Origin of the sequence: Gemmatimonas sp., from assembly GCF_046594945.1 — a bacterium.
GTDB lineage: Bacteria > Gemmatimonadota > Gemmatimonadetes > Gemmatimonadales > Gemmatimonadaceae > Gemmatimonas.
The window spans coordinates 84,527-103,658 of the sequence record NZ_JBKJRB010000102.1 but is presented as its reverse complement, the minus strand read 5'-3'; the positions used below and the strand labels follow the sequence as shown (position 1 = coordinate 103,658).

Below are 19,132 nucleotides of genomic sequence, written 5' to 3'. Positions count from 1 at the left end.
TGTCAAAGGCCGGGGATCAACGACATGTTGATCCCCGTCTCGTATCCTACCTCAGGAGTCTGCCCGTGCGTCGCTCCCGTTTTGTGCTTGCGCTTTCCATCGGCCTCTCGCTGGCCCCATCCGCGTTGGCTACCGCCGCATTGCCGACGTGGATGTCGGCCCAGCAGCCGCCGGCCACGCAACCGCCGCGCCCTCCCGCCGGTTTTCGCGGCGGAACGCAGATAAAGCCCGGCGAGTCCTGCCCCGCCGGCATGACGGAAATCCGTCCGAATAACTGCCTCGCACCGGCCTCACCGCCGCCGAGTATTGTCGACTATCGGCCCAAGTCCACGCTGATCGTGCCGTCGGCCGGGATGAAGTGGAAGGCGAAATATCCGGTGGTCGACTTCCACGGCCATCCCTCAGGACTCCTGGCCAACGCCGACGGACTGGCGCGTCTCGGGGCCTCGATGGACTCGGTAAACGTGCGACTCATGATCGCGGCCGACAACGTGAGTGGCGACCGGCTGCAGCGCACGATGGAGTTGGTGAACGGCTCGCCAACGATGAAGGATCGCGTGCGCCTGCTCACCGGTATCAACCTGGGCGGCGTGGGTCCGGGGTGGGCCGCGAAGGCGGTGGCGCAGCTCGACGCCGACGTGAAGGGCGGTGCGGTCGGCATCGGTGAAATCGGCAAGGGTTTCGGCTTGAACACGAAAAAGGCCGACGGCACGCGCTTGCGGCTGAACGATCCCGATCTGGATCCGATCTGGGAGGCGGCGGCGCGTCTCAAGCTGCCGGTGTTCATCCACACCGCCGATCCGCAGGAGTTCTTCCGCGAGGTCGACAACACCAACGAACGGTGGCTCGAAGTTTCGCTCTTCCCCGAGCGCCTGTATCCGCCAGACCGCTATCCGAGCTTCAACCAGCTCATGGCGGAACGCGACAGTCTATTCCTGCGTCATCCGAAAACGACGTTCGTGGCCGCGCACCTCGGTTGGCACGCCAACGATCTGGGCCGACTGGGCCGCCTGTTCGACCAGATGCCGAACGTGCTCGCTGAAGTGGGCGCGGTGCTATACGACATCGGTCGTCAGCCGCGCAGTGCACACGACTTCTTCATCAAGTATCAGGACCGTCTGCTCTTCGGCAAGGATTCGTTCCAGCCCCAAGAATATCCGTACTACTGGCGCGTGTTCGAAACGCGTGACGACTACTTCGATTATTACCGCGATTACCACGCGTTCTGGAAGCTGTACGGCATTGATCTGCCGGATGTGGTGCTGAAGAAAGTGTACTATCAGAATGCGCTGCGGATCATGCCGGCGATTCAGCTTTCGGGGTGGCCGAAGTAAGGGCGGCTGAGTGACGGTGCCGACTCGAACAGATCACACAGAGGGACGGAGAAAAAGAGAAAAGGAGCGTAGGGAACGGGGACAGCTGCACAATCAGGCCCCAACGCTCAGCCTGCCGGACGCATGCTCGAATTCGGCATACAACTTGCTTCGCGTAGGCTAAAGCGTTCCGCGCGTCACGTTCCCCTTCGCCCCACCGCTCGTCCACGAGGACATCCATGCCCGGAGCTACGGCAAGCGCGACTGCTGCTGCGCGTGCCGAACTTCGCGCCGAGGGCGATGCCCTCGTCATTGTCTTGGCCGGTGATTGGTCGATCGAGGCGCCGCAGCCGCACTTCACGGAGCTGGTCAGTCGCGCGACCGTCGGGAGGAGCACGCTGCGCACCGTCACATTCGATGCCACCAATCTCGGCGTGTGGGACAGCACGCTCCTGATCTTCGTAGCACGATGTCAGGACTTCTGCGACGCCCAGAAGCTCGAGCTCGACCTGTCTGGCCTGCCGGAACAGATGCGCCGGCTGCACGCACTCGCGCAGGCGGTGCCGGAACGCGTCCAGGTCGCCGATCCGACGCGTGGATCGTTCGTCAGTCGCCTCGGCACGGCGGTGATCGGGGCGTGGAGTGGCCTCAAAGCGGCGGTCACGTACGTCGGTGACACCGCGATGGCGCTCAGCGGCATCGTCACGCGGCGCGTGCATATGCGATGGCGGGAGTTCTTCGTCGTCGTGCAGACGAACAGTTCGGGTGCGCTCCCCATCGTCACGCTGATCGCCTTGCTGATGGGCATCATCATCGCATTTCTCGGCGTCGTCGTGTTGAAGCGCTTCGGCGCTGGGTACTACGTGTCGTACCTCGTCGGCTTCGGCATGCTGCGCGAGATGGGGGCCCTCATGACGGGCATCATCATTGCCGGCCGTACCGGTGCCGCGTTTGCCGCCGAACTTGGCAGCATGAAGATCACCGAAGAAATCGACGCCTTCACGACCCTGGGCATTTCACCCATCGAGCATCTCGTGCTGCCGCGTGTGCTCGGCATATTCGTCATGATGCCGCTGCTCACGATCTACGCCGATTTCATCGGGATCGTTGGTGGCATGATGGTATCGGCGCTGTTGCTCGACTTGTCGTTCAAGCAGTTCATGAGTGGTATGCTGTCGGCGGTGACGATCTCCGACGCGCTGCTCGGCGTGTTCAAGGGCACGATTTTCGGACTGATCGTGGGCGTGTCGGGCACCATGAAAGGACTGCAGGGCGGCTCCGACGCCGGCGCCGTCGGGCGTGCGGCGACCGCCGCCGTCGTGCTGGGCATCACGTTGATCATCACCGCCAACGCCGTCGTGGACTGGCTCGCTGCCTTGCTTGATATATGACCGTCACCAATGCCTCGCCATCGCACGAGGCGCCCACGACGCGCCCCGTTGTACCGGCCATCGAAGTCCGCGGACTCACCATGATGTACGGTGAGCGCGTCGTGATGCACGATCTCACCTTTAACGTGGCGCGCGGCGAGGTCTTCGTACTCATGGGCGGCAGCGGCAGCGGCAAGAGTACGCTGCTCAAGCATCTCATCGGGCTCAAGACGCCGGCCAAGGGTCAGATCCTGTTCGATGGCGCGGACTTCGCCCTCGGCGACGACGTGGTGCGCAAGCGCGCGCTGCGTCGTATGGGGGTGCTCTATCAGAACGGTGCGCTGTGGAGTGGGCTCACACTCGCCGAGAATGTGGCGCTGCCGCTCGAGGAGTTTACGGACCTCGATGCCGACACGATTGCCGAAGTCGTCTCACTCAAGCTCGCACTCGTTGGGCTGCGTGGCTTCGAGGCGTTCTACCCGTCGGCCATCAGCGGTGGTATGCGCAAACGTGCGGCCCTCGCCCGCGCAATTGCCCTCGACCCCGACGTGCTCTTTTTCGATGAGCCGTCGTCCGGTCTTGATCCTATCAGCGCGAGCCGACTTGACGATCTCATTCTCGAGCTCAAGGCGAGCTTTGGTACCACCATCGTCGTAGTCACCCACGATCTCGACAGCATCTTTCGCATCGCCGACCGGGCGCTGTTTCTCGATATCGAAGAGAAAACCATGACCGCGCTCGGTCCCCCGAAGGAGTTGCGCGACAACCCGCCAACCCCCCACGTGCATCAGTTCCTCACCCGCAGCAGTGAAGGTGTTTCATGAGTACCCGCGCGAATCCGACTGCCATCGGGCTCTTTCTCATTGGTGCGCTCGCCATCGTGATCATCGGCGTCGCGGTACTGGCGTCGGCCACCTGGTTTCAGTCGCGGACCACGTTCCTCAGCTTCTTCCCCGAATCAGTGAACGGCCTGGAAACCGGAGCGCCCGTGAAGTTCCAGGGTGTGCCCGTCGGGCGCATCACCGCGATCAACATTCAGATCGATCCGCGCGACGATTCCTTTCAGGTGCCCGTCGAGTATGAGATCGACCTGCCGCGACTCACGACCTCGCGGGGGACGTTCGTGAATCTCGAGGACACGCTCGTCCTGCAGCAGCAGATCAAGAAGGGGCTGCGTGCGCAGCTGCAGATGGAGAGCTTCGTGACCGGCGTGCTGTACCTCGAACTCGCCTACCGGTTGGATTCCACGCCGCCACGACTGTACGCCACCGACACGACGCTCTATCCGCAGATTCCCAGTTCGCCGTCGCTCATGGCGGCCATCGGAGGCGGTGCAGGCAGCCTGCTCTCGGAGATGTTGAAGATCCTCAACCGCGTCAATGGCATGCTCGGTGACGTGAACATGCGCGAGATCAACACGGCAGTCGTGCAGTCGTCGAAGGCCGTGCAGCAGCTCGTGGAGTCTCCCGAACTCCGCGCAACCTTGCGCCAAATGCCCGCCACCACGGCGCAGCTCAATCGAACGCTGGTCGAAGCCGAACGGCTGGCATCGCGCGCGGGCGTGGCGCTCGATTCGATACGGCCGGGCGTGCAAGGCGCGAGCACCGAGGCCGTGGCCACTTTGAAGGAGCTGCGCCGAACGCTCGAGCAAGCACAGAGTCTGCTGTCGGCCGACACCGGACCGGGCTACGCGCTCACTGGTGCGCTGACGAGCATGCGGGAAGCCGCCGATGCGCTGCGCGTGCTCATCAACTCGCTCGAGCAGAACCCCGACATGTTGATCCGCGGCAAGAAGCCCCCGGCAAAGCGATGACTACGAGATGATCATGCGAAGCAGTATCCAGACATCGCGACTGGCATTCCCGCTCGTCGCGTTCCTGCTCGGCGCCCTCCTGCTCGGCGGATGCTTCAAGCTGTCGCGCGAGTCGCCCCCCTTACGGCAGTACGTGCTGAGCGCGACCGCGCGGCCCGGCGCCATGGCCGGAGCACCGGCCATGGCGCCGGCCGGCGGTGTCACGTCTCCAGCCGCGCGCGCAACACTCACCGTCGGACTTCGGCGAATGGACCTCGCGTCGTATCTCTCCGTTCAGTATCTCATCGTTCGGCGTGGGACGAGTGAACTGGTGACGTCGGAATTTCATCGCTGGGGCGAGGATGTCGGCGAAGGCATCAATCGCGTAGTGGCGGCCTTTCTCGCGGGATCGCCTCCGGTGCGCGCGGTGGATGTTGCACCGTGGCAACCGACTTCTCGGCACAACTTTCTGGTACAGCTGCACGTGACGCGCTTCGAGGGCGTCGCCGATTCGGCAGCGACCGAGGGTCGGGTGCATGTGATCGCGGGCTGGGACATCATCCGTCCGGTCGACGGGCGCGTGCTGTGGCGTGGCAGTACCGACGATCGCCGCGAATTGTGGCGCGTTGGTGACTACACTGGCCTCGTGCGCGGGCTCGATGCCGCGCTGCTGCACGTGGCTCGGGATATCAGCGCGTGCGTGGCGCAATTCCCGAATGATTCGACGCCGCCGTCGGCGTGTGTCGCGACGGATTCTACAGCGGGCGGGTCACGGTAGGCGCGGGGGAAGGGCCTGCAGAACAGATCACACCGAGCAAAAGAGAAAAAGGGGGAACGAGAGAGGTTGAGTCCTCACTTCCCCAACACCGACAGCGCGATCGCATCGAGCCCGCCACGCAAGGGATCGCACACCGGCACGCCAAGTTCGGTACACACGCGCTGCGCGTACTCGTGCCAGGCCTCCTCGGAGAGCGTCGACGAGTTGATGCTCACACCGGCCAGTCGCACCTGTGTGTTCGTCACGCGCGCTGCCGTGAGATACTGAGCGACGGCGTCAGCCAGCGGCGGAATCGGATGCGTCGGGCGGTACTCGATCGTGAGCCGCGACGGGTCGTGACAGAGCACCAGACAATCGGGCTGCGAGCCGTGCAGCAAACCCAACGTGACGCCGGCGTAGGCTGGATGAAACAACGAGCCCTGCCCTTCGATCACATCCCAGTGATCGGGCTCGTTGTCCGGTGACAAGACCTCGGCCGCGCCGGCGATGAAGTCCGCCACGACCGCATCGATCGCGATACCACTTCCCGCAATCATGATCCCCGTCTGTCCGGTGGCGCGGAACGTCGCCTTGGCGCCACGAGCCCGCAGGGCGTTGGTGAGCGAAAGGGCCGTGTACTTCTTGCCGAGCGCGCAGTCGGTACCGACGGTGGCCACGCGCATGCCGGCGCGCTTGTCGCCGGTGCCGGCGGGAAACGTGGCGTCAGTGTGCCGCACGTCCATCAAGCGCACACCGTAATGCTGCGCCGCGGCCACCAACGATGGGAATGAGGTGAGGCGCGTGTGCATCCCGCTCACGATGTCGAGACCATTGGCGACGGCCGCTTCGAGATCGGGGAGCCAGCTGTCGGGTACCCGTCCGCCCACTGACGCAATGCCGATAACCAGACTGCCGGCGCCACGCGCGGCGGCGTCGGCTGGCGAGAGGCGCGTGAGTCCAACGCTTACCGTGGCTTCCGGCAGACTCCATTCGCCGATCACATCGTTGGGGCACCAGTCGCGGAGACCGCACGCGGTCTTGGCATCGGTGGGATGTGTGCTGTTTCCCAGATACAGGAGATACGGCTTGCGGAGCTCGGGCATGGCGGGCGCGGTGTGAGGGAGATCGGCTACGCGGGCACAGGCGCCGTGAGCGCGAAGATTCGCCAGAAGCGATCGATCTTGCAACGAGCGCCAGCGCGGTGGACGCCGCCGCGAAGCGGGCCCACCGCTGGTCGCTGGTGCCCGCCAGCGCCCCGTATTGCCGCTGGACAGACATGGAGGCACACGTCGGCGTACGTGGCTGCAAACGGGGCGTGGGCGTTTGGGACGCATTTGGCGCATCCGGTGCGAATCAGGGCTTGCCCGCGCGAGGCTCTCGCCATTTTCTTCTGTGACGTCGATAGCGAACACGTCGCCCGACGTGAAGGCGTGGTGGCCGAGTGGTTTAAGGCAGCGGTCTTGAAAACCGCCGAACCTGAAAGGGTTCCGTGAGTTCGAATCTCACCTACGCCGTGTACACTTTACAGCAGACGCCCGCGATCGGTAGACCGATCGCGGGCGTCTGCTGTTCGAAGTAACGCTTACGGCGCGATCGTCGCGCGCAGCGTCACCGCCGAGTACGCGGTGTAGCCGATCACCGACGCGCGCCAGAGACCAGGCGTGAGCGTGGTCGTGATGGTGCACGTTTCGTTCGGACCACCAAGCTCGGACGCGCAGGCCGCCGTGGTCGCTCCCGGACGGTACACGAACAGGTCAGGATCCTGTGTGCCCGCGCCCGTGGTGGCCACGACCACGCTGGTCGTACCTGCGGGCACTTCGAAGAACCAGTTCAACGTGCTGTTGAGGGCACCGGTAATTGTCAGCGGCGTGCCAGGCAACAGCGGGTTGATCACGACCGTGCCGACCTTGCCTTCGCTGGTCGCGTTCACCACCACCGAGCCAGCCGTCAACACACTCACAAGGCCCGTCGCTGAGACAGTGCCGACCGAGGCGGCCGACAGCGTGGACCACGTCACCGTACGGCCGGTGACGACCGCGTTGTTCGCATCGCGCGTGGTCGCCGTGAGCTGCTGCGTGCCACCGATGGCAACCGTCGCATTGAGCGGCCCGACGGTGACCGTGTTGACCGGGAGCACGATTTCAACCGTGAGATTGTAGGTCGCGGTGCGCGTCTCGCTGGTCACCGTGATCGTGGTGCTCCCCGCCGCGATTCCCGTCACGACACCGTCGGCCGACACGGTGGCCACCGTTGGTGCCGACGACGTGAACGTGACCGGGCGCGCCAAGAGCGCGTTGCCCGAGGCATCGCGCAGCGTGTACGACAGCCCCAGCGACTCGGCCACACGCAGATTGCGTGAGAACGGCGTTACGCTGATCGATGCCACGGCGGCGACGCCCTGAAACGACGCGAGACCGGTCACGCCGTTGATCGTGGCCTGAATGGCCGTGCTCCCCGTCGTCAGCATAGTCACGAGGCCCGCGGACGACACCGTGGCGATTGTCGGCTCGGACGACTTCCACGTCACGGCGCCTGCCGAAACGGTGGCGCCAGCCTTGTCGACCAACGTGGCCGCAAGCTGCTGCGTCTGTCCGACGCGGAGGCTCGACACCCGCGGCGTGACGACAACGGTGTTGGTGTTGATGACCGGCGCCGTGACCGCATCGTCGTCGTCGGTACAGGCGGTCATTCCGCCCACGAGGAGCGTGGCGCCGAGAAGCAGGCGGGTCGCGAAGATTCCGCGACGAAGTGAGCGAAGCTGAGGCATGGTGAGAAGGCTGGAGGAGCACGGCGCGGAATCGACCCGATCCCGGTGATCTGCAACACCCTAAGAAGAGAATCAGTGATCCACGACTTTCGCTAGGGATTTCGGCCCACGATTGCGAGGGTAGCTTCTTGGATATGGCAAATCTCGGCAGTCGTCCCCGTCATTCGTCTCGATTATCGCTCTTGCGGTTGGGTTCGCTGACCGCAGGCAGCGTGGCCGTCGCCGTCGCCGTTACCGTGATCGTCTCCCCGGTGAGCGCCCAGACCGCCGCGCCAACCCCGACGTTGGCTCCGGCGGTACGAATTTCCGAGCAGACCAGCGGAACGTCCAACCTGTTACAAGCGGTGCACGCCGTCTCCGAGCGCGTGGTGTGGGCCTCGGGGCATGGTGGCGTGGTCCTGCGCTCGATAAACGGCGGCGATAACTGGGAGGCGCGTCCCACCGCCAGTGGCGACTCGCTGGAATTTCGCGATGTTCACGCCATCGATGCCGACACCGCGTGGATCCTGTCCGCCGGCAACGGCGCCAAGTCGCGGATCTATCGCACCACCAACGGTGGCGCATCATGGACGCTGCAATTCATGAACCCGGACACCGCCGCGTTCTACGATTGCATGTCCTTCGGCAGTGGATCAGGCCGCACCGGCGGTGGCCGCACCGGCGTGGCGTTCAGCGATGCGTCGGGCGGACGAACGAATATTCTGCACACTGAGAACGACGGCGTGTCGTGGCGACTCCTGGCGCCGTCGGTGGTGCCGGGTCCACTACCCAGCGAAGGCGCGTTCGCCGCCAGCGGTTTGTGTGTTGTGCATGGGGATGCGCGCACCGTGTTCATCGCCACCGGCTCGCCGGGCGCGCGGCTGCTGCGAAGTCGTGATGGCGGACGCACGTGGGATGTCGAGAACACGCCGTTCACGCGCGGCACCGTGGCCGGGCTCACCGGGCTCGCCTTCAAAGACGGCCAGACCGGCCTCGTGGTGGCCGCTGATATCAACCGCCTGCGCACCGACTCCTCCAGCGCCGTGGTCGGCATCACCACCGACGCCGGTCGCACCTGGGAGCTCCGCACACGTCCGCCGCTGCCTGGCGCGCTGGTGGGTGTGGCCTGGGTTCCGGGCGCTGGCGGCGAGACGGCCGTGGTCACCAGCTACGGTGGCGCATTTATCACGAGTGACGCCGCGCGCACCTGGCGCACACTCACGACCGCACTGACCACCGGCGTGAGTGCGGTCGGCACGAGCGCCTGGATCGTGGGCGGCGGCGGCACGATCACGCGGCTCGACTGGTAGCGGGCGACACGTCTCGCTCGAGTGGTCGCACGCGAGTGGTCGCACGCGACTGTTCGCGCTCGACTGGACGGTCTCGGCCGCGGAAGCCATGATAGGCCGATGGACACTTCATGGCTTCGGCGGCACGGCCGCCCTGCACGTTCCGCGCGCGCGATCGCCCTGGTACTGACCGCATCACTCGCGGCCTGCCGCCCCGGCGACAAGCCGCCGGCCTCGGAAAGCACCACCGGGGGCGACATGGCGTTGGCCCCTGCCCTCGCGGCCATCACCGCCGATGGTCTCATGGCCCACACCAAGGCCCTCAGCGACGATTCGCTCGAAGGCCGGGCACCGGCCACGCCGGGCGAAGAGAAAACCGTCGCTTATCTCCAACGGCAGTTCTCCGCGATGGGACTCAAGGGCGGCATGCCCGACGGCTCCTTCGTGCAGAAAGCGACGTTCGCCGGCATCACCGGCAAACCCGAGGCGTCGTTTCGCCTCGGCTCACGCGTGATGCCCCTGTCGTTCCCCGCCGACTACATCGCCCGCACGCGACATGAAGTGCCGGTGATCGACGTCGACGCCGAGATGGTGTTCGTGGGCTACGGCGTTGATGCACCCGAGTATGGATGGAACGACTACAAAAGCGTGGACGTGAAGGGCAAAGTGCTGGTGATGCTGGTGAACGATCCGGCCGTGGCTGATCCCAATGACAGCACGAAGCTCGACAGCATGATGTTCAAGGGGAAAGCGATGACGTACTACGGTCGATGGACCTACAAGTACGAGATCGCGACCGCGAAGGGAGCTGCTGGTGCGCTCATTATTCACGAGACCGGACCCGCAGGCTATCCGTTCGACGTCCTGAGTGGCAGCGCGGCCCTCGAGCAATTCGACATCGCCACCGCAGATGGCAACCGAGGACGCACGACGGTGGAAGGCTGGATCACGCAGCCGAAAGCAGAAGAACTGTTGAAGGCGGTCGGAAAGGATTTCGCATCGCTCAAGGCCGCCGCGAAACGCCAAGACTTCAGGCCGGTGCCCCTCGGCGCCACCGCGAAGATTCACATCAGCAACACCACGCGCCGCGTGGAGTCCCGCAACGTGGTCGCCACCCTCGAAGGCAGCGACGCGGCTCGCCAGAACGAGTACGTCATCTACAGCGCGCACTGGGATCACCTCGGTCGCGACACCACCATCAACGGCGATCAGATCTTCAACGGCGCGCTGGATAACGCGAGTGGCACGGCGCAGTTGCTGGAGATCGCGAAGGGATTCAGCGCACTCCCCATCAAGCCGACGCGATCCATCATGTTCGTCGCCCTCACCGCTGAGGAGAAAGGGCTGATCGGCGCAAAATTCTTCGCCGCGAACCCACCGGTGCCACTGGCCAACGTGCTCGCCAACATCAACATGGACGGCTTCAGCCAGTGGGGCCGCACCAAGGACGTGACGGTGATCGGTCTGGGCAACAGCACGCTCGATGATGTGCTAGCCGACGTGATCCGTCCGGCCGGCCGCATGGTGGCGCCCGATCAGGAACCGGAGAAGGGCTTCTTCTACCGTTCGGATCATTTCGAGTTTGCCAAGCAGGGCGTTCCGGCGCTCTACACCGAATCCGGTGTGCAATTCGTGGGTAAGGACGCCACGTATGGCATGAAGAAGCGCGAGGAGTACACGTCGCGTGACTATCACCAGCCCAGTGACGAAGTGAAGCCCGACTGGGATCTCTCCGGCGCGGTGGAAGACACGCAGGTGCTCCTCCAGGTCGGCTATCGCGTGGCCAACGGCAGCGTCTGGCCGACTTGGAAGCCCGGCACCGAGTTCAAAGCGAAGCGGGACTCGGTGCTGAAAGCCGCCGGAAAGTAACGCGCGCTACTTGGGCTCTGGTTCGAGGTGCGACTCCACGAACCAGAGCTGCTTGTCCGTCTCGCCCGTAATGCGGGTGAGCAGATCGGTCGTGATCGCATCATCGGCATCGTCCGCGGCGTCGATGTTCGCGCGCGCGGCGTTGGCGCACGACGCAAGCGCTTCCGCCACCACATGAACCCATTGGTCGGCGCGGTCGACGGTGAGCGGCGCCTTGGCCAGGCGACTCCGCTTGGCGATGACCTCCAGCGTTCCCTCGGCCGCCACCCCAAGTTGCCCCGCGCGCTCGGCGAGTTGATCTGACCAACCCACAGCCAGGGTGGCCGTTGCGTCGAAGAGTTCGTGCAACTGCTGAAAGCGAGCGCCACGGATATTCCAATGCGCCTGCTTGGCCTGACGCTCCAGATCGAGGAAGTCGGCGAGGCGCTCGTTGAGCAGAACGGCCATGGCAAGACGGGTCTCCGCCGGGAGGTCGATGCGCGTATGGAACTGCGTGCTGAGTTCGGACTTTTTTGACACGTCGCACTCCAGAATGGGCAGGAAACGGGACGACATCGGACGTTGTGATGCGAGACATGGTGCAAAGATCGCGCCCACGGGGGTCGCCGATTCCTCTGCCGAGACGGCCCGAACAGTCTGCCAGCAGCGCAACCGGTTGACCCCGGGGCGTCTCCGGGTCAGATTGCTGGTCTGTAGTACAACTGGCCTGCACCGCTGCCCTCGGGCACCGTCGGCAAGCTTGGGAGGGGTGGCCGAGAGGCTGAAGGCACCGGTTTGCTAAACCGGCATAGGGGGTCAACCTCTATCGCGGGTTCGAATCCCGCCCTCTCCGCTGCGCGGGTCCGCTGCTTTGTCGGCGGGCCCGCGTTGTTTTTATGCCCGATCCTGTTGCGTTCCCGATTCTTCGGTCTGCTGCGCCTATGTCGTCGTCTGAGTCTATCGTGAAACGCCCACGTGTGCGTTTCGCTCCGTCACCGACCGGCTTTCTTCATGTCGGCGGCGCGCGTACAGCCCTCTTCAACTGGCTCTACGCGAAGAAGTTCGACGGCGATTTTCTGTTGCGTATCGAAGACACGGATCGCGCTCGCAGCACCGACGAAAGCACCCGCGCGATTTTCGAGGGGCTCGAGTGGCTTGGCCTCACCTGGGACGAAGAGGTCGTGTACCAGGGGGCCAATGCGGCGCGGCACTACGCCGACGCCCACCGCCTGCTCGGTAGCGGCGCGGCCTATCGCGACTTCACGCCGCCGTCGGAAACGGAGCGGCTACGCAACGAGGCCGAGGCCCGTGGCGATTCGTACCGATTCGATCGCGACACCGCCCGGTTGAGCGACTCCGAGGTCGCCGAAAAGCTGGCCCGCCACGAGCCCTACGCGATCCGTTTCAAGGTGCCCGACGGGCACACCGAGTGGCCCGATCTCGTGCATGAGCGGATCGCGTTCCCCAACAAAGACATCGAGGATTTCATCATCCTCCGTTCGGACGGCACGCCGGTATACAACATGGCGGTAGTGTCCGACGATATCGCGATGCGCATCACGCTCGTCATGCGCGGTGACGATCACATCTCGAATACGCCGAAACAGATCTTGTTATACCGCGCACTCGGCGCCGACGTACCGCAGTTCGGACACGTACCGATGATTCACGGCGCCGACGGCAAAAAGCTGTCGAAGCGTCATGGCGCGACGGCCGTGAGCGACTATCAGCACCTCGGTTTCCTGCCGCAGGCGATGCTCAACTTTCTCGCGCTCGTCGGCTGGTCGCCGGGTGACGACACCGAAGTGATGCTGATGCCCGAGCTGATCGAGCGGTTCAGCGTGCATGGACTGCACGCGAAAGCGGCCATCTTCGATACGAAGAAACTGGAGTGGATGAACGGACAGCACTTGGCGCTGATTCCGATCGCCGAGCTGGCGCAAATCGTGGCGCCGTTGTTCGAGCAGGCGGGACTGGCCACCGTGTCCGATCTCGAGGTGCGTCGCGAGTGGTTTTACGGTGTGCTGGAGCTCCTGCGGGTGCGCGCGCGGCTCACCGACGAGATCGTGCAACTGGCCACCACCTTCTTCGGCGAAACGGTGGAGTACGACCCCGAGGCGATCGGCAAGCAGTGGCGAGATGCCCCGGTGACCGGCGACATCCTGCAGGCCACGCACGATCGACTCGCGTTACTCGAGTCGTGGGAGCCGGCGGCCATGGAAGAGGCGCTGCGCAAGCTGGCCGAGGAGAAGGGGATTTCGGGCGGCAAGATCTTTCAGCCGCTGCGCGTGGCGCTCACCGGCAAGACCGTGAGCCCGGGCATTTTTGAAGTGCTGCTGTATGTGGGGCGCGAGCATTCGCTGGCTCGGGTGGCGGCGGCGGTGGCGTTCTTGACGCAGGACGCGTAAAAGCCCTACCGGTCGCCGCCGCTCTTCAACGGCGCGGCCACCGAGGCACTCGGGGCCTTCAAGCGACTGCGCCGTTCAGTCTCTCGACGATCGCGCAGGTCGTTGGCGATCCTTCGAAAGTCCGCGTCGCCAAGGCCGCGCTCGGACATGCGCATGATATCGGTGCGCGACGCCGCCAAGCGGCGGTCGGCGTCCATCTGCGACATATTGCCGCTCATGCGGCCGGCGGTCGCCGCATTGAGCGGCAGCAACGCCAGCAACGCATTCGGGATCATGACTTTGCCCAAGCGAATGCCCTGCTGATCCCAGCCCCACTTGTCACCGTTCTTGCCGGTCTTGGTCCAGTCGCCGGGCTTGCGGCCCGTGCGACCCTGCGCTCGATTCAGCGAGTCGAGCGAGTCGGCCGCCTGCGTCAGCATGAAGCCCATGATGCTGTCGAGATTGTCGGCGCGATCGCCACCGCCGCCGCCCCCGGCATTCCCGACGACCACGGGATCACGCCACACACGACCATCGAAATACCCGGGGCGTACGCCGCGCACGTTGGGATCTCCGTTTCCGATTCCACTGCCGTCGCCCTGGCCCACTGCCGCGCCACTGCCCGTATCGCGCGGCGCCGACGCCGCGGGTACCATTTGCGGGACCGACACGACCGGTGCGGACACCGGCTGTTGCGTGGTGGTCGTGGTGGTCGTGGTCGGAGTGGTCGGCTTGACCTGCGCCACCGGCTTGGGCTGCTGGCGCGGCGCGACGTACGTGAGCCGCTCTTCGAGGGGTTGCTCAGGCGAACCGAATCGCAGCCACGAGGGAATGCCGTGACCGAAGGTGAGCATCTGCACCAACACTACGCCAACCACCACGTGGAAACCGACGGCAGCGAGTACGGCACGCGAGGCACGTTGCTTCTCGCGCACCGCGCCACCGGAACGCGCACGAGGGCTGAGCCCAGCGCGCTTTCGGGTGGAATCCGGCGTCAACCCTCCCCCCGCCGGCAGAACCAGCGGCCCATCGCCAAGAGAACTCTGGCGATCGCGGGAGGGAGGAGTCGCGGACATAGAAAAAAGATACCCTAAAATCCGGCTCAGGTGCCGGCGACAACCGGATTCGACACGATGCTGAGCCCCACGAGCTCCACCTCGACCACATCACCAGGGTGCAGGGCTTTCGTCCCCGCCGGGGTCCCCGTGGCCACGATATCGCCAGGCTCGAGCGTCATGAACTGCGAGATAAACGAAATCACCATCGGGATCGGGAACACCATATCGGCCGCGGTGGCCCGCTGGCACTCTTCGCCGTTGACTCGCGTGATCAGCGTGATGCCCGACAGGTCGGCCGGCGCCGCGCTTTCCGGGCCGATCGGGCAGAAGGTGTCCATCCCCTTGGCCCGAGACCACTGACTGTCGCTGCGCTGGAGATCGCGCGCCGTCACGTCATTGAGCGCCACCACGCCAGCAATGCCGGCAATGGCCTCTTCTTCAGTGGCCTTGGTGAGCCGCTTGCCGATCACCAGCGCGATCTCTCCCTCGAACTCGATGTGCGTCGAAATCGGATGCAAGACGATGGCGTCGCCATCGCGGATGATCGACGACGGCGGCTTGAGAAAGAACATCGGCTCTTTCGGCACGTCGTTGCCCATTTCAAGGGCGTGCGCGACGTAATTGCGGCCGACGCAAACGATCTTTGACGGAGTTGACATATGAGCTCGTAAGTCCTGAGTCGTGGAGCGGGAGTGGTGCCTCTCTGAACCTACCCCTTCGCCCGACCGCCCGCATAGAACCGTGACACTTCATCCCGGACCGTACCCCACGGCCCGGTCAGGCGTCTCGCGGGCGGCAGCGCATTGAGCAGATCGCGTCCGTAGCGCTTGGTGACGACGCGTGGATCGCTGAGGACGACTACGCCGGAATCGGTGGCCGTACGGATCAGGCGACCGAAGCCTTGCTTCAGTCGCAGCGACGCGTGCGGCAGCATGAATTCCACGAACGCGTTGCCACCGCGCGCTTCGATCGCTTCGCACTGGGCTGCCACCATGGGCTCGGTAGGGACGCGAAACGGCAGCTTCGCGATCAACAGGCCGCGGAGCGCGTCGCCGGGTACGTCCACCCCTTCCCAGAACGTGGCCGTACCCAGCAGCACGGCACGACCGGAATCGCGAAAACGTTGCAGCAAGACATCACGCGGCTCTTCGCCGTGCACCAAGAGCGGCGTGCGGCCGTCCAGCCCCACATCGCGTAACTGCTGCGCCATCTCGCGCACGTCGCGATGACTGGTAAACAACCCAAACAGTCCGCCTTCACTTTCCACGATCAGGTCGCGCATGTGCTGCACCACCGCCGCGAAATGTTCCCGCGGATGCTCGTTGGGCGCGGGCAAATCGGTCGGTACCACCAGCAACGCTTGACGCGGATAGTTGAACGGCGAATCGAAGATGGCCGAACGCTTCGTAAACGTCCCGTCGTCGAGACCGAGTCGTTGCTCGAGGAAACCGAAGCCGCCGTCGGTGGCCAGCGTAGCACTGGTGATCACCGTGGTCTCTACACGCCCGAACAGATCGTCACGCAGTACCGGCGCCAGATCGAGCGGCACGCAGTGCACCGCCACGTTGCGCTCGGTGGTCGTTGGCTTCCCCTGAAACTCCATCCAGCGCACCACGGGATCTTTGTCCTTGGGCGGCTGCAGTCCACGTGACAACGAATCGCCGGCGCCCGCCAACCGTCGCGTCACGGCCCGCACTTCGTTCAGCAGCGGCGCCATCTCTTCACTGCGCTTCTGATCGCTCTCCAACCGTTCCGTGACCAAGCGCAGTCCGTCCGATAATGCCGCGATCTCCATCAGCAGCTCGGCCAGGGTGTCTTCAATGCCGTTGATCCAGAGTGGATGCTGCTGAAACTCGTCGGTGAGACGCAGAATGGGCGCACCGGTCCCCTCGAGCACGGCCGACAGCAATTCGAACAACAGCTGCGTGCGGTCACGGGCGGTCGCGGCGCTCGACACCATACGCTGTTGCACGAGATCGAGACTGGCCACGCTATGGAGATCACTGAATCCGCCCAAACGGGCGGCGAGCGCGGGTAACAGGCCTTTGCCGCGCCGCTCGAGTCGGTTGAACAAACGAGCCAGTGCCCGTCGCGTAATCGAGCTGCCCAAATGCGACGCGGCCGCATCCTCGAGATGGTGTCCTTCGTCGATCACCAGCCGCTTGTAGGCCGGGAGCACCGCCGAATCTTCCCAATTCTGCGCCTGACGTCGCACGGCGACATCCGACAGCAGCAGATGATGATTCACCACCACCACATCGGCCGCCGCCGCTTCTTTGCGCGCTTTGAACAGAAAGCACTTCTCGTAGAACGTGCACTTCATGCGTCCACACAGATCCGGCTCGGCCGCCACCTCATCCCACACCTCCGGACGCGGCGGCGTGGGCAAGTCGGCCAACGAGCCGTCCTGCGTTTTCTCCGCCCATTCGGCGATCTGCTCCACATCGCCGGCGCTGGCGGCGTCGAACAGCGCCGCCCCCGCCCCGCGCGCCTGTTCGAGACGCATGAGACACAGATAATTGCGCCAGCCTTTCAACAGCGCAAAGCGCACCTTTTGATCGGTGAGAGCGTGTTGCAAAAACGGGAGGTCCTTGGCAACGAGCTGCTCCTGCAGCGTAATCGTGTTGGTCGATACGATCGTGCGTTCACCGTTCGCCGCCGCCCAGCGCAGCGCGGGCACGAGATAGCCGAGTGACTTGCCGACGCCGGTGCCGGCCTCGAGCAGCGCCACGCCGCCACGGTTGAACGTCTCGGTTACCGCTGCCGCCATCGCCCGCTGACTCGGCCGGTCTTCGTAGTCGCGCGACCCGCCTACTCGCTGCATCATCTGCGCAATCAGGCCGTACGGCCCCAGGGTGACGTCGACATCGTCAAGCGATACCGGCAACTTCTGCTTGGATCGCGGCACCTCAGCCACCACGTACACTCGCGTGGCCTCGTTGTCGACGATCGCGAAACCGACGCCATTCCCGTGAATGCGCGCCGCCACTTCAAGGTCGGCGTCGCTGGGTTCGAGCAACCCCGATGGATGATTGTGCAGCATGAGCTCACCGCGCTCGGCCACACCGGGAAGTGCGAGTACGCTGCGCACGTCGCCGCGGAAAACCACGCGTGCCGTCGTGATCAGGTTTTCGTCGTCGACCGCGCACACGAAACACACTTCGTTGCCGCCGGCCAGTTTGATGGCCACCCGTACGGCGCTCGCGGCCTTCGGGGACAGACGCGTCTCCCCGATCGTCTTCGCGCCGGCCCTCATCACGCGCTTACCGGTCACGTCTTTCGCGGCTTCTTCTTTGCAGCGGGGAACAGGACGTTGTTCAGGATGAGACGGTAGCCGGGTGAGTTCGGGTGCAGCGAGAGATCCGTGGGCGCACTGCCGATGGCATGCTGCGCGTCTTCGGGATCATGACCGCCAAGAAAGGTCCACGCACCCTTGCCGTGGTCACCGTGCAGATACTTGCTCCACGGTGCGCCGTCTTCGCTGGCGAGCACGGTGACACCGGGCTTCACGATGGCGCGATTGAAGCTCGTGGTCACGCCGTAGAAATCAGCCACCACCGAGCGGTGATTCTGCACGAGCATCGTGGCCACTGGATCCAGCTTTGCCGAAAAGTCGAACAACGTGAAGGTACCCAACGGCTGCCGACGCGCGGGCACGTTCACCTGATGACCGTCGATGTCACTGAGCGCATTGATGTACGGCGACGGCTCCACATGCGCGCCGGTGAAGGCGAGGGCGCGCGTCCAGTCCATGCGCGCGTCGGCGTCGGGGGCCGGCGGCGTGCCGTCGGAGAACGGTCCGGCGATGTCGACGGTGAACGCCGCAATGGCGAGATCGAGTGATTCGGTAGCGCCACACATGGCGAACAGAAAGCCGCCGCGATCGACGAACCCCCGGATGTTGTCGGCCACCGCCTTCTTGAGCGCAGGCACATCGGCCTTCCCGAACCGCTTGGCCATCGCGATGTCGCGCTCGCGCTGCGCGACGAACCAGGGCGCGTCACGATAGGCGAGGTAAAGCTTGTTGAACTGGCCCGTGAAGTCTTCGTGGTGTAGGTGCACCCAGTCGTACTTCGACAAATCGCCCTGCATCACGGCATCGTCCCATACCGACGTGAACTCGATGCCGGCGTAGGTGAGGGCGAGCGTCACGGCGTCGTCCCAGGGTGGCTGATCCACGGGACGGTAAATCGCGATCTTCGGCGCCCGCTCCAGCACGACGGCGTCCATGTTGCCGCCGGCGACTTCGGCGCGCATGGAGGCGACGGCCGCATCGGTCATCAACTCGATGCTCACGCCGTCAAGCGCCGCGCGACGACGCAGATCGGGCGCGTCGGGCAACAGGAACGAACCGCCGCGATAGTTCAGCAACCACTCCGCCTTCTGACCGTTCTTCAGCGCAAGGTACGTGACGCCGTAGGCCTTCAGGTGATTGCGCTGACTGTCGTCCATCGGCAACAGCATGGACTGGGCCGAAAGCGAGCGCGCCATGGTGAGCGACACCATGGTTACGAGCAGGGCCGCCATCACGCGGCTCCAGCGAGCTAGTCGAACGAACGAGCGCATGGAGGA

The 19,132-nt window shown here is 64.6% G+C and carries 15 protein-coding genes and 2 tRNA genes; 10 read left to right on the top strand and 7 right to left on the bottom strand.

Features of this window, described 5'->3' with window-relative positions; translation table 11 throughout:
- The first annotated feature begins 65 nt into the window (after positions 1–65).
- From ACLL97_RS12730 to ACLL97_RS12710, 5 genes are all read left to right on the top strand, one after another.
- On the top strand, positions 66–1,334 hold the full coding sequence (locus tag ACLL97_RS12730) for an amidohydrolase family protein (protein ID WP_411280845.1): 1,269 nt from the start codon (positions 66–68) through the stop codon (positions 1,332–1,334).
- A 218-nt stretch (positions 1,335–1,552) separates the two neighbouring features.
- Positions 1,553–2,704 (top strand): MlaE family ABC transporter permease, encoded by a 1,152-nt coding sequence (locus tag ACLL97_RS12725; RefSeq protein WP_411280844.1) that lies wholly within the window; start codon positions 1,553–1,555, stop codon positions 2,702–2,704.
- The gene (locus tag ACLL97_RS12720) at positions 2,701–3,507 is read left to right on the top strand and encodes an ABC transporter ATP-binding protein (RefSeq protein ID WP_411280843.1); all 807 of its coding nucleotides are present in this window, start codon (positions 2,701–2,703) and stop codon (positions 3,505–3,507) included. The genes ACLL97_RS12725 and ACLL97_RS12720 overlap by 4 nt, the downstream gene beginning before the upstream one ends.
- On the top strand, positions 3,504–4,496 hold the full coding sequence (locus tag ACLL97_RS12715; protein ID WP_411280842.1) for an MlaD family protein: 993 nt from the start codon (positions 3,504–3,506) through the stop codon (positions 4,494–4,496). Before ACLL97_RS12720 ends, ACLL97_RS12715 begins: the two co-directional genes overlap by 4 nt.
- 13 nt (positions 4,497–4,509) lie before the next feature.
- Positions 4,510–5,253 carry a membrane integrity-associated transporter subunit PqiC gene (locus ACLL97_RS12710; protein ID WP_411280841.1) on the top strand — a complete coding sequence of 248 codons (744 nt, stop codon included), beginning with the start codon at positions 4,510–4,512 and terminating at the stop codon, positions 5,251–5,253.
- Between the two features lie 74 nt (positions 5,254–5,327).
- On the opposite strand, the gene ACLL97_RS12705 is transcribed toward ACLL97_RS12710, so the two are convergent.
- On the bottom strand, positions 5,328–6,335 hold the full coding sequence (locus tag ACLL97_RS12705) for a DUF1611 domain-containing protein (RefSeq protein WP_411280840.1): 1,008 nt from the start codon (positions 6,333–6,335) through the stop codon (positions 5,328–5,330).
- Positions 6,336–6,659: 324 nt separating this feature from the next.
- Between ACLL97_RS12705 and ACLL97_RS12700 the strand changes: the two genes are divergently transcribed.
- Positions 6,660–6,746 (top strand) — tRNA-Ser (locus ACLL97_RS12700).
- A gap of 68 nt (positions 6,747–6,814) precedes the next feature.
- Here the strand turns inward: ACLL97_RS12700 and ACLL97_RS12695 are convergent.
- Positions 6,815–7,999: an Ig domain-containing protein gene (locus ACLL97_RS12695; RefSeq protein WP_411280839.1), complete on the bottom strand. Its 1,185-nt coding sequence runs from the start codon at positions 7,997–7,999 to the stop codon at positions 6,815–6,817.
- Positions 8,000–8,211: 212 nt separating this feature from the next.
- Between ACLL97_RS12695 and ACLL97_RS12690 the strand changes: the two genes are divergently transcribed.
- The gene (locus tag ACLL97_RS12690; RefSeq protein ID WP_411280838.1) at positions 8,212–9,288 is read left to right on the top strand and encodes a WD40/YVTN/BNR-like repeat-containing protein; all 1,077 of its coding nucleotides are present in this window, start codon (positions 8,212–8,214) and stop codon (positions 9,286–9,288) included.
- Between the two features lie 99 nt (positions 9,289–9,387).
- On the top strand, positions 9,388–11,136 hold the full coding sequence (locus ACLL97_RS12685; protein WP_411280837.1) for a M28 family metallopeptidase: 1,749 nt from the start codon (positions 9,388–9,390) through the stop codon (positions 11,134–11,136).
- A 6-nt stretch (positions 11,137–11,142) separates the two neighbouring features.
- On the opposite strand, the gene dps is transcribed toward ACLL97_RS12685, so the two are convergent.
- The gene (gene dps / locus ACLL97_RS12680) at positions 11,143–11,655 is read right to left on the bottom strand and encodes a DNA starvation/stationary phase protection protein Dps (protein WP_411280836.1); all 513 of its coding nucleotides are present in this window, start codon (positions 11,653–11,655) and stop codon (positions 11,143–11,145) included.
- Between the two features lie 223 nt (positions 11,656–11,878).
- On the opposite strand from dps, the gene ACLL97_RS12675 reads away from it, so the two are divergent.
- Both ACLL97_RS12675 and gltX read left to right on the top strand, forming a co-directional pair.
- Positions 11,879–11,968 (top strand) — tRNA-Ser (locus tag ACLL97_RS12675).
- A 109-nt stretch (positions 11,969–12,077) separates the two neighbouring features.
- Positions 12,078–13,523 carry a glutamate--tRNA ligase gene (gltX, locus tag ACLL97_RS12670; RefSeq protein WP_411280835.1) on the top strand — a complete coding sequence of 482 codons (1,446 nt, stop codon included), beginning with the start codon at positions 12,078–12,080 and terminating at the stop codon, positions 13,521–13,523.
- A gap of 5 nt (positions 13,524–13,528) precedes the next feature.
- Here gltX and ACLL97_RS12665 read toward each other — a convergent pair whose 3' ends face one another.
- From ACLL97_RS12665 to ACLL97_RS12650, 4 genes are read right to left on the bottom strand one after another with little or no spacing between them, the layout of a single operon-like run.
- Positions 13,529–14,578: a hypothetical protein gene (locus ACLL97_RS12665; protein WP_411280834.1), complete on the bottom strand. Its 1,050-nt coding sequence runs from the start codon at positions 14,576–14,578 to the stop codon at positions 13,529–13,531.
- Between the two features lie 26 nt (positions 14,579–14,604).
- Entirely contained in the window at positions 14,605–15,219 is a 615-nt protein-coding gene (locus ACLL97_RS12660; RefSeq protein ID WP_411280833.1) for a fumarylacetoacetate hydrolase family protein, read from the bottom strand.
- Positions 15,220–15,269: 50 nt separating this feature from the next.
- The gene (locus ACLL97_RS12655; protein ID WP_411280832.1) at positions 15,270–17,834 is read right to left on the bottom strand and encodes a helicase C-terminal domain-containing protein; all 2,565 of its coding nucleotides are present in this window, start codon (positions 17,832–17,834) and stop codon (positions 15,270–15,272) included.
- Positions 17,831–19,126: an asparagine synthetase B gene (locus ACLL97_RS12650; protein ID WP_411280831.1), complete on the bottom strand. Its 1,296-nt coding sequence runs from the start codon at positions 19,124–19,126 to the stop codon at positions 17,831–17,833. Before ACLL97_RS12650 ends, ACLL97_RS12655 begins: the two co-directional genes overlap by 4 nt.
- Between the last annotated feature and the right edge of the window lie 6 nt (positions 19,127–19,132).

Coding starts and splice junctions, on each gene's coding strand:
- ACLL97_RS12725 (WP_411280844.1), top strand. CDS start 1,553: ATGCCCGGAGCTACGGCAAGCGCGACTGCTGCTGCGCGTGCCGAACTT.
- ACLL97_RS12720 (WP_411280843.1), top strand. CDS start 2,701: ATGACCGTCACCAATGCCTCGCCATCGCACGAGGCGCCCACGACGCGC.
- ACLL97_RS12715 (WP_411280842.1), top strand. CDS start 3,504: ATGAGTACCCGCGCGAATCCGACTGCCATCGGGCTCTTTCTCATTGGT.
- ACLL97_RS12710 (WP_411280841.1), top strand. CDS start 4,510: ATGCGAAGCAGTATCCAGACATCGCGACTGGCATTCCCGCTCGTCGCG.
- ACLL97_RS12705 (WP_411280840.1), bottom strand. CDS start 6,335: ATGCCCGAGCTCCGCAAGCCGTATCTCCTGTATCTGGGAAACAGCACA.
- ACLL97_RS12695 (WP_411280839.1), bottom strand. CDS start 7,999: ATGCCTCAGCTTCGCTCACTTCGTCGCGGAATCTTCGCGACCCGCCTG.
- ACLL97_RS12685 (WP_411280837.1), top strand. CDS start 9,388: ATGGACACTTCATGGCTTCGGCGGCACGGCCGCCCTGCACGTTCCGCG.
- ACLL97_RS12665 (WP_411280834.1), bottom strand. CDS start 14,578: ATGTCCGCGACTCCTCCCTCCCGCGATCGCCAGAGTTCTCTTGGCGAT.
- ACLL97_RS12660 (WP_411280833.1), bottom strand. CDS start 15,219: ATGTCAACTCCGTCAAAGATCGTTTGCGTCGGCCGCAATTACGTCGCG.
- ACLL97_RS12650 (WP_411280831.1), bottom strand. CDS start 19,126: ATGCGCTCGTTCGTTCGACTAGCTCGCTGGAGCCGCGTGATGGCGGCC.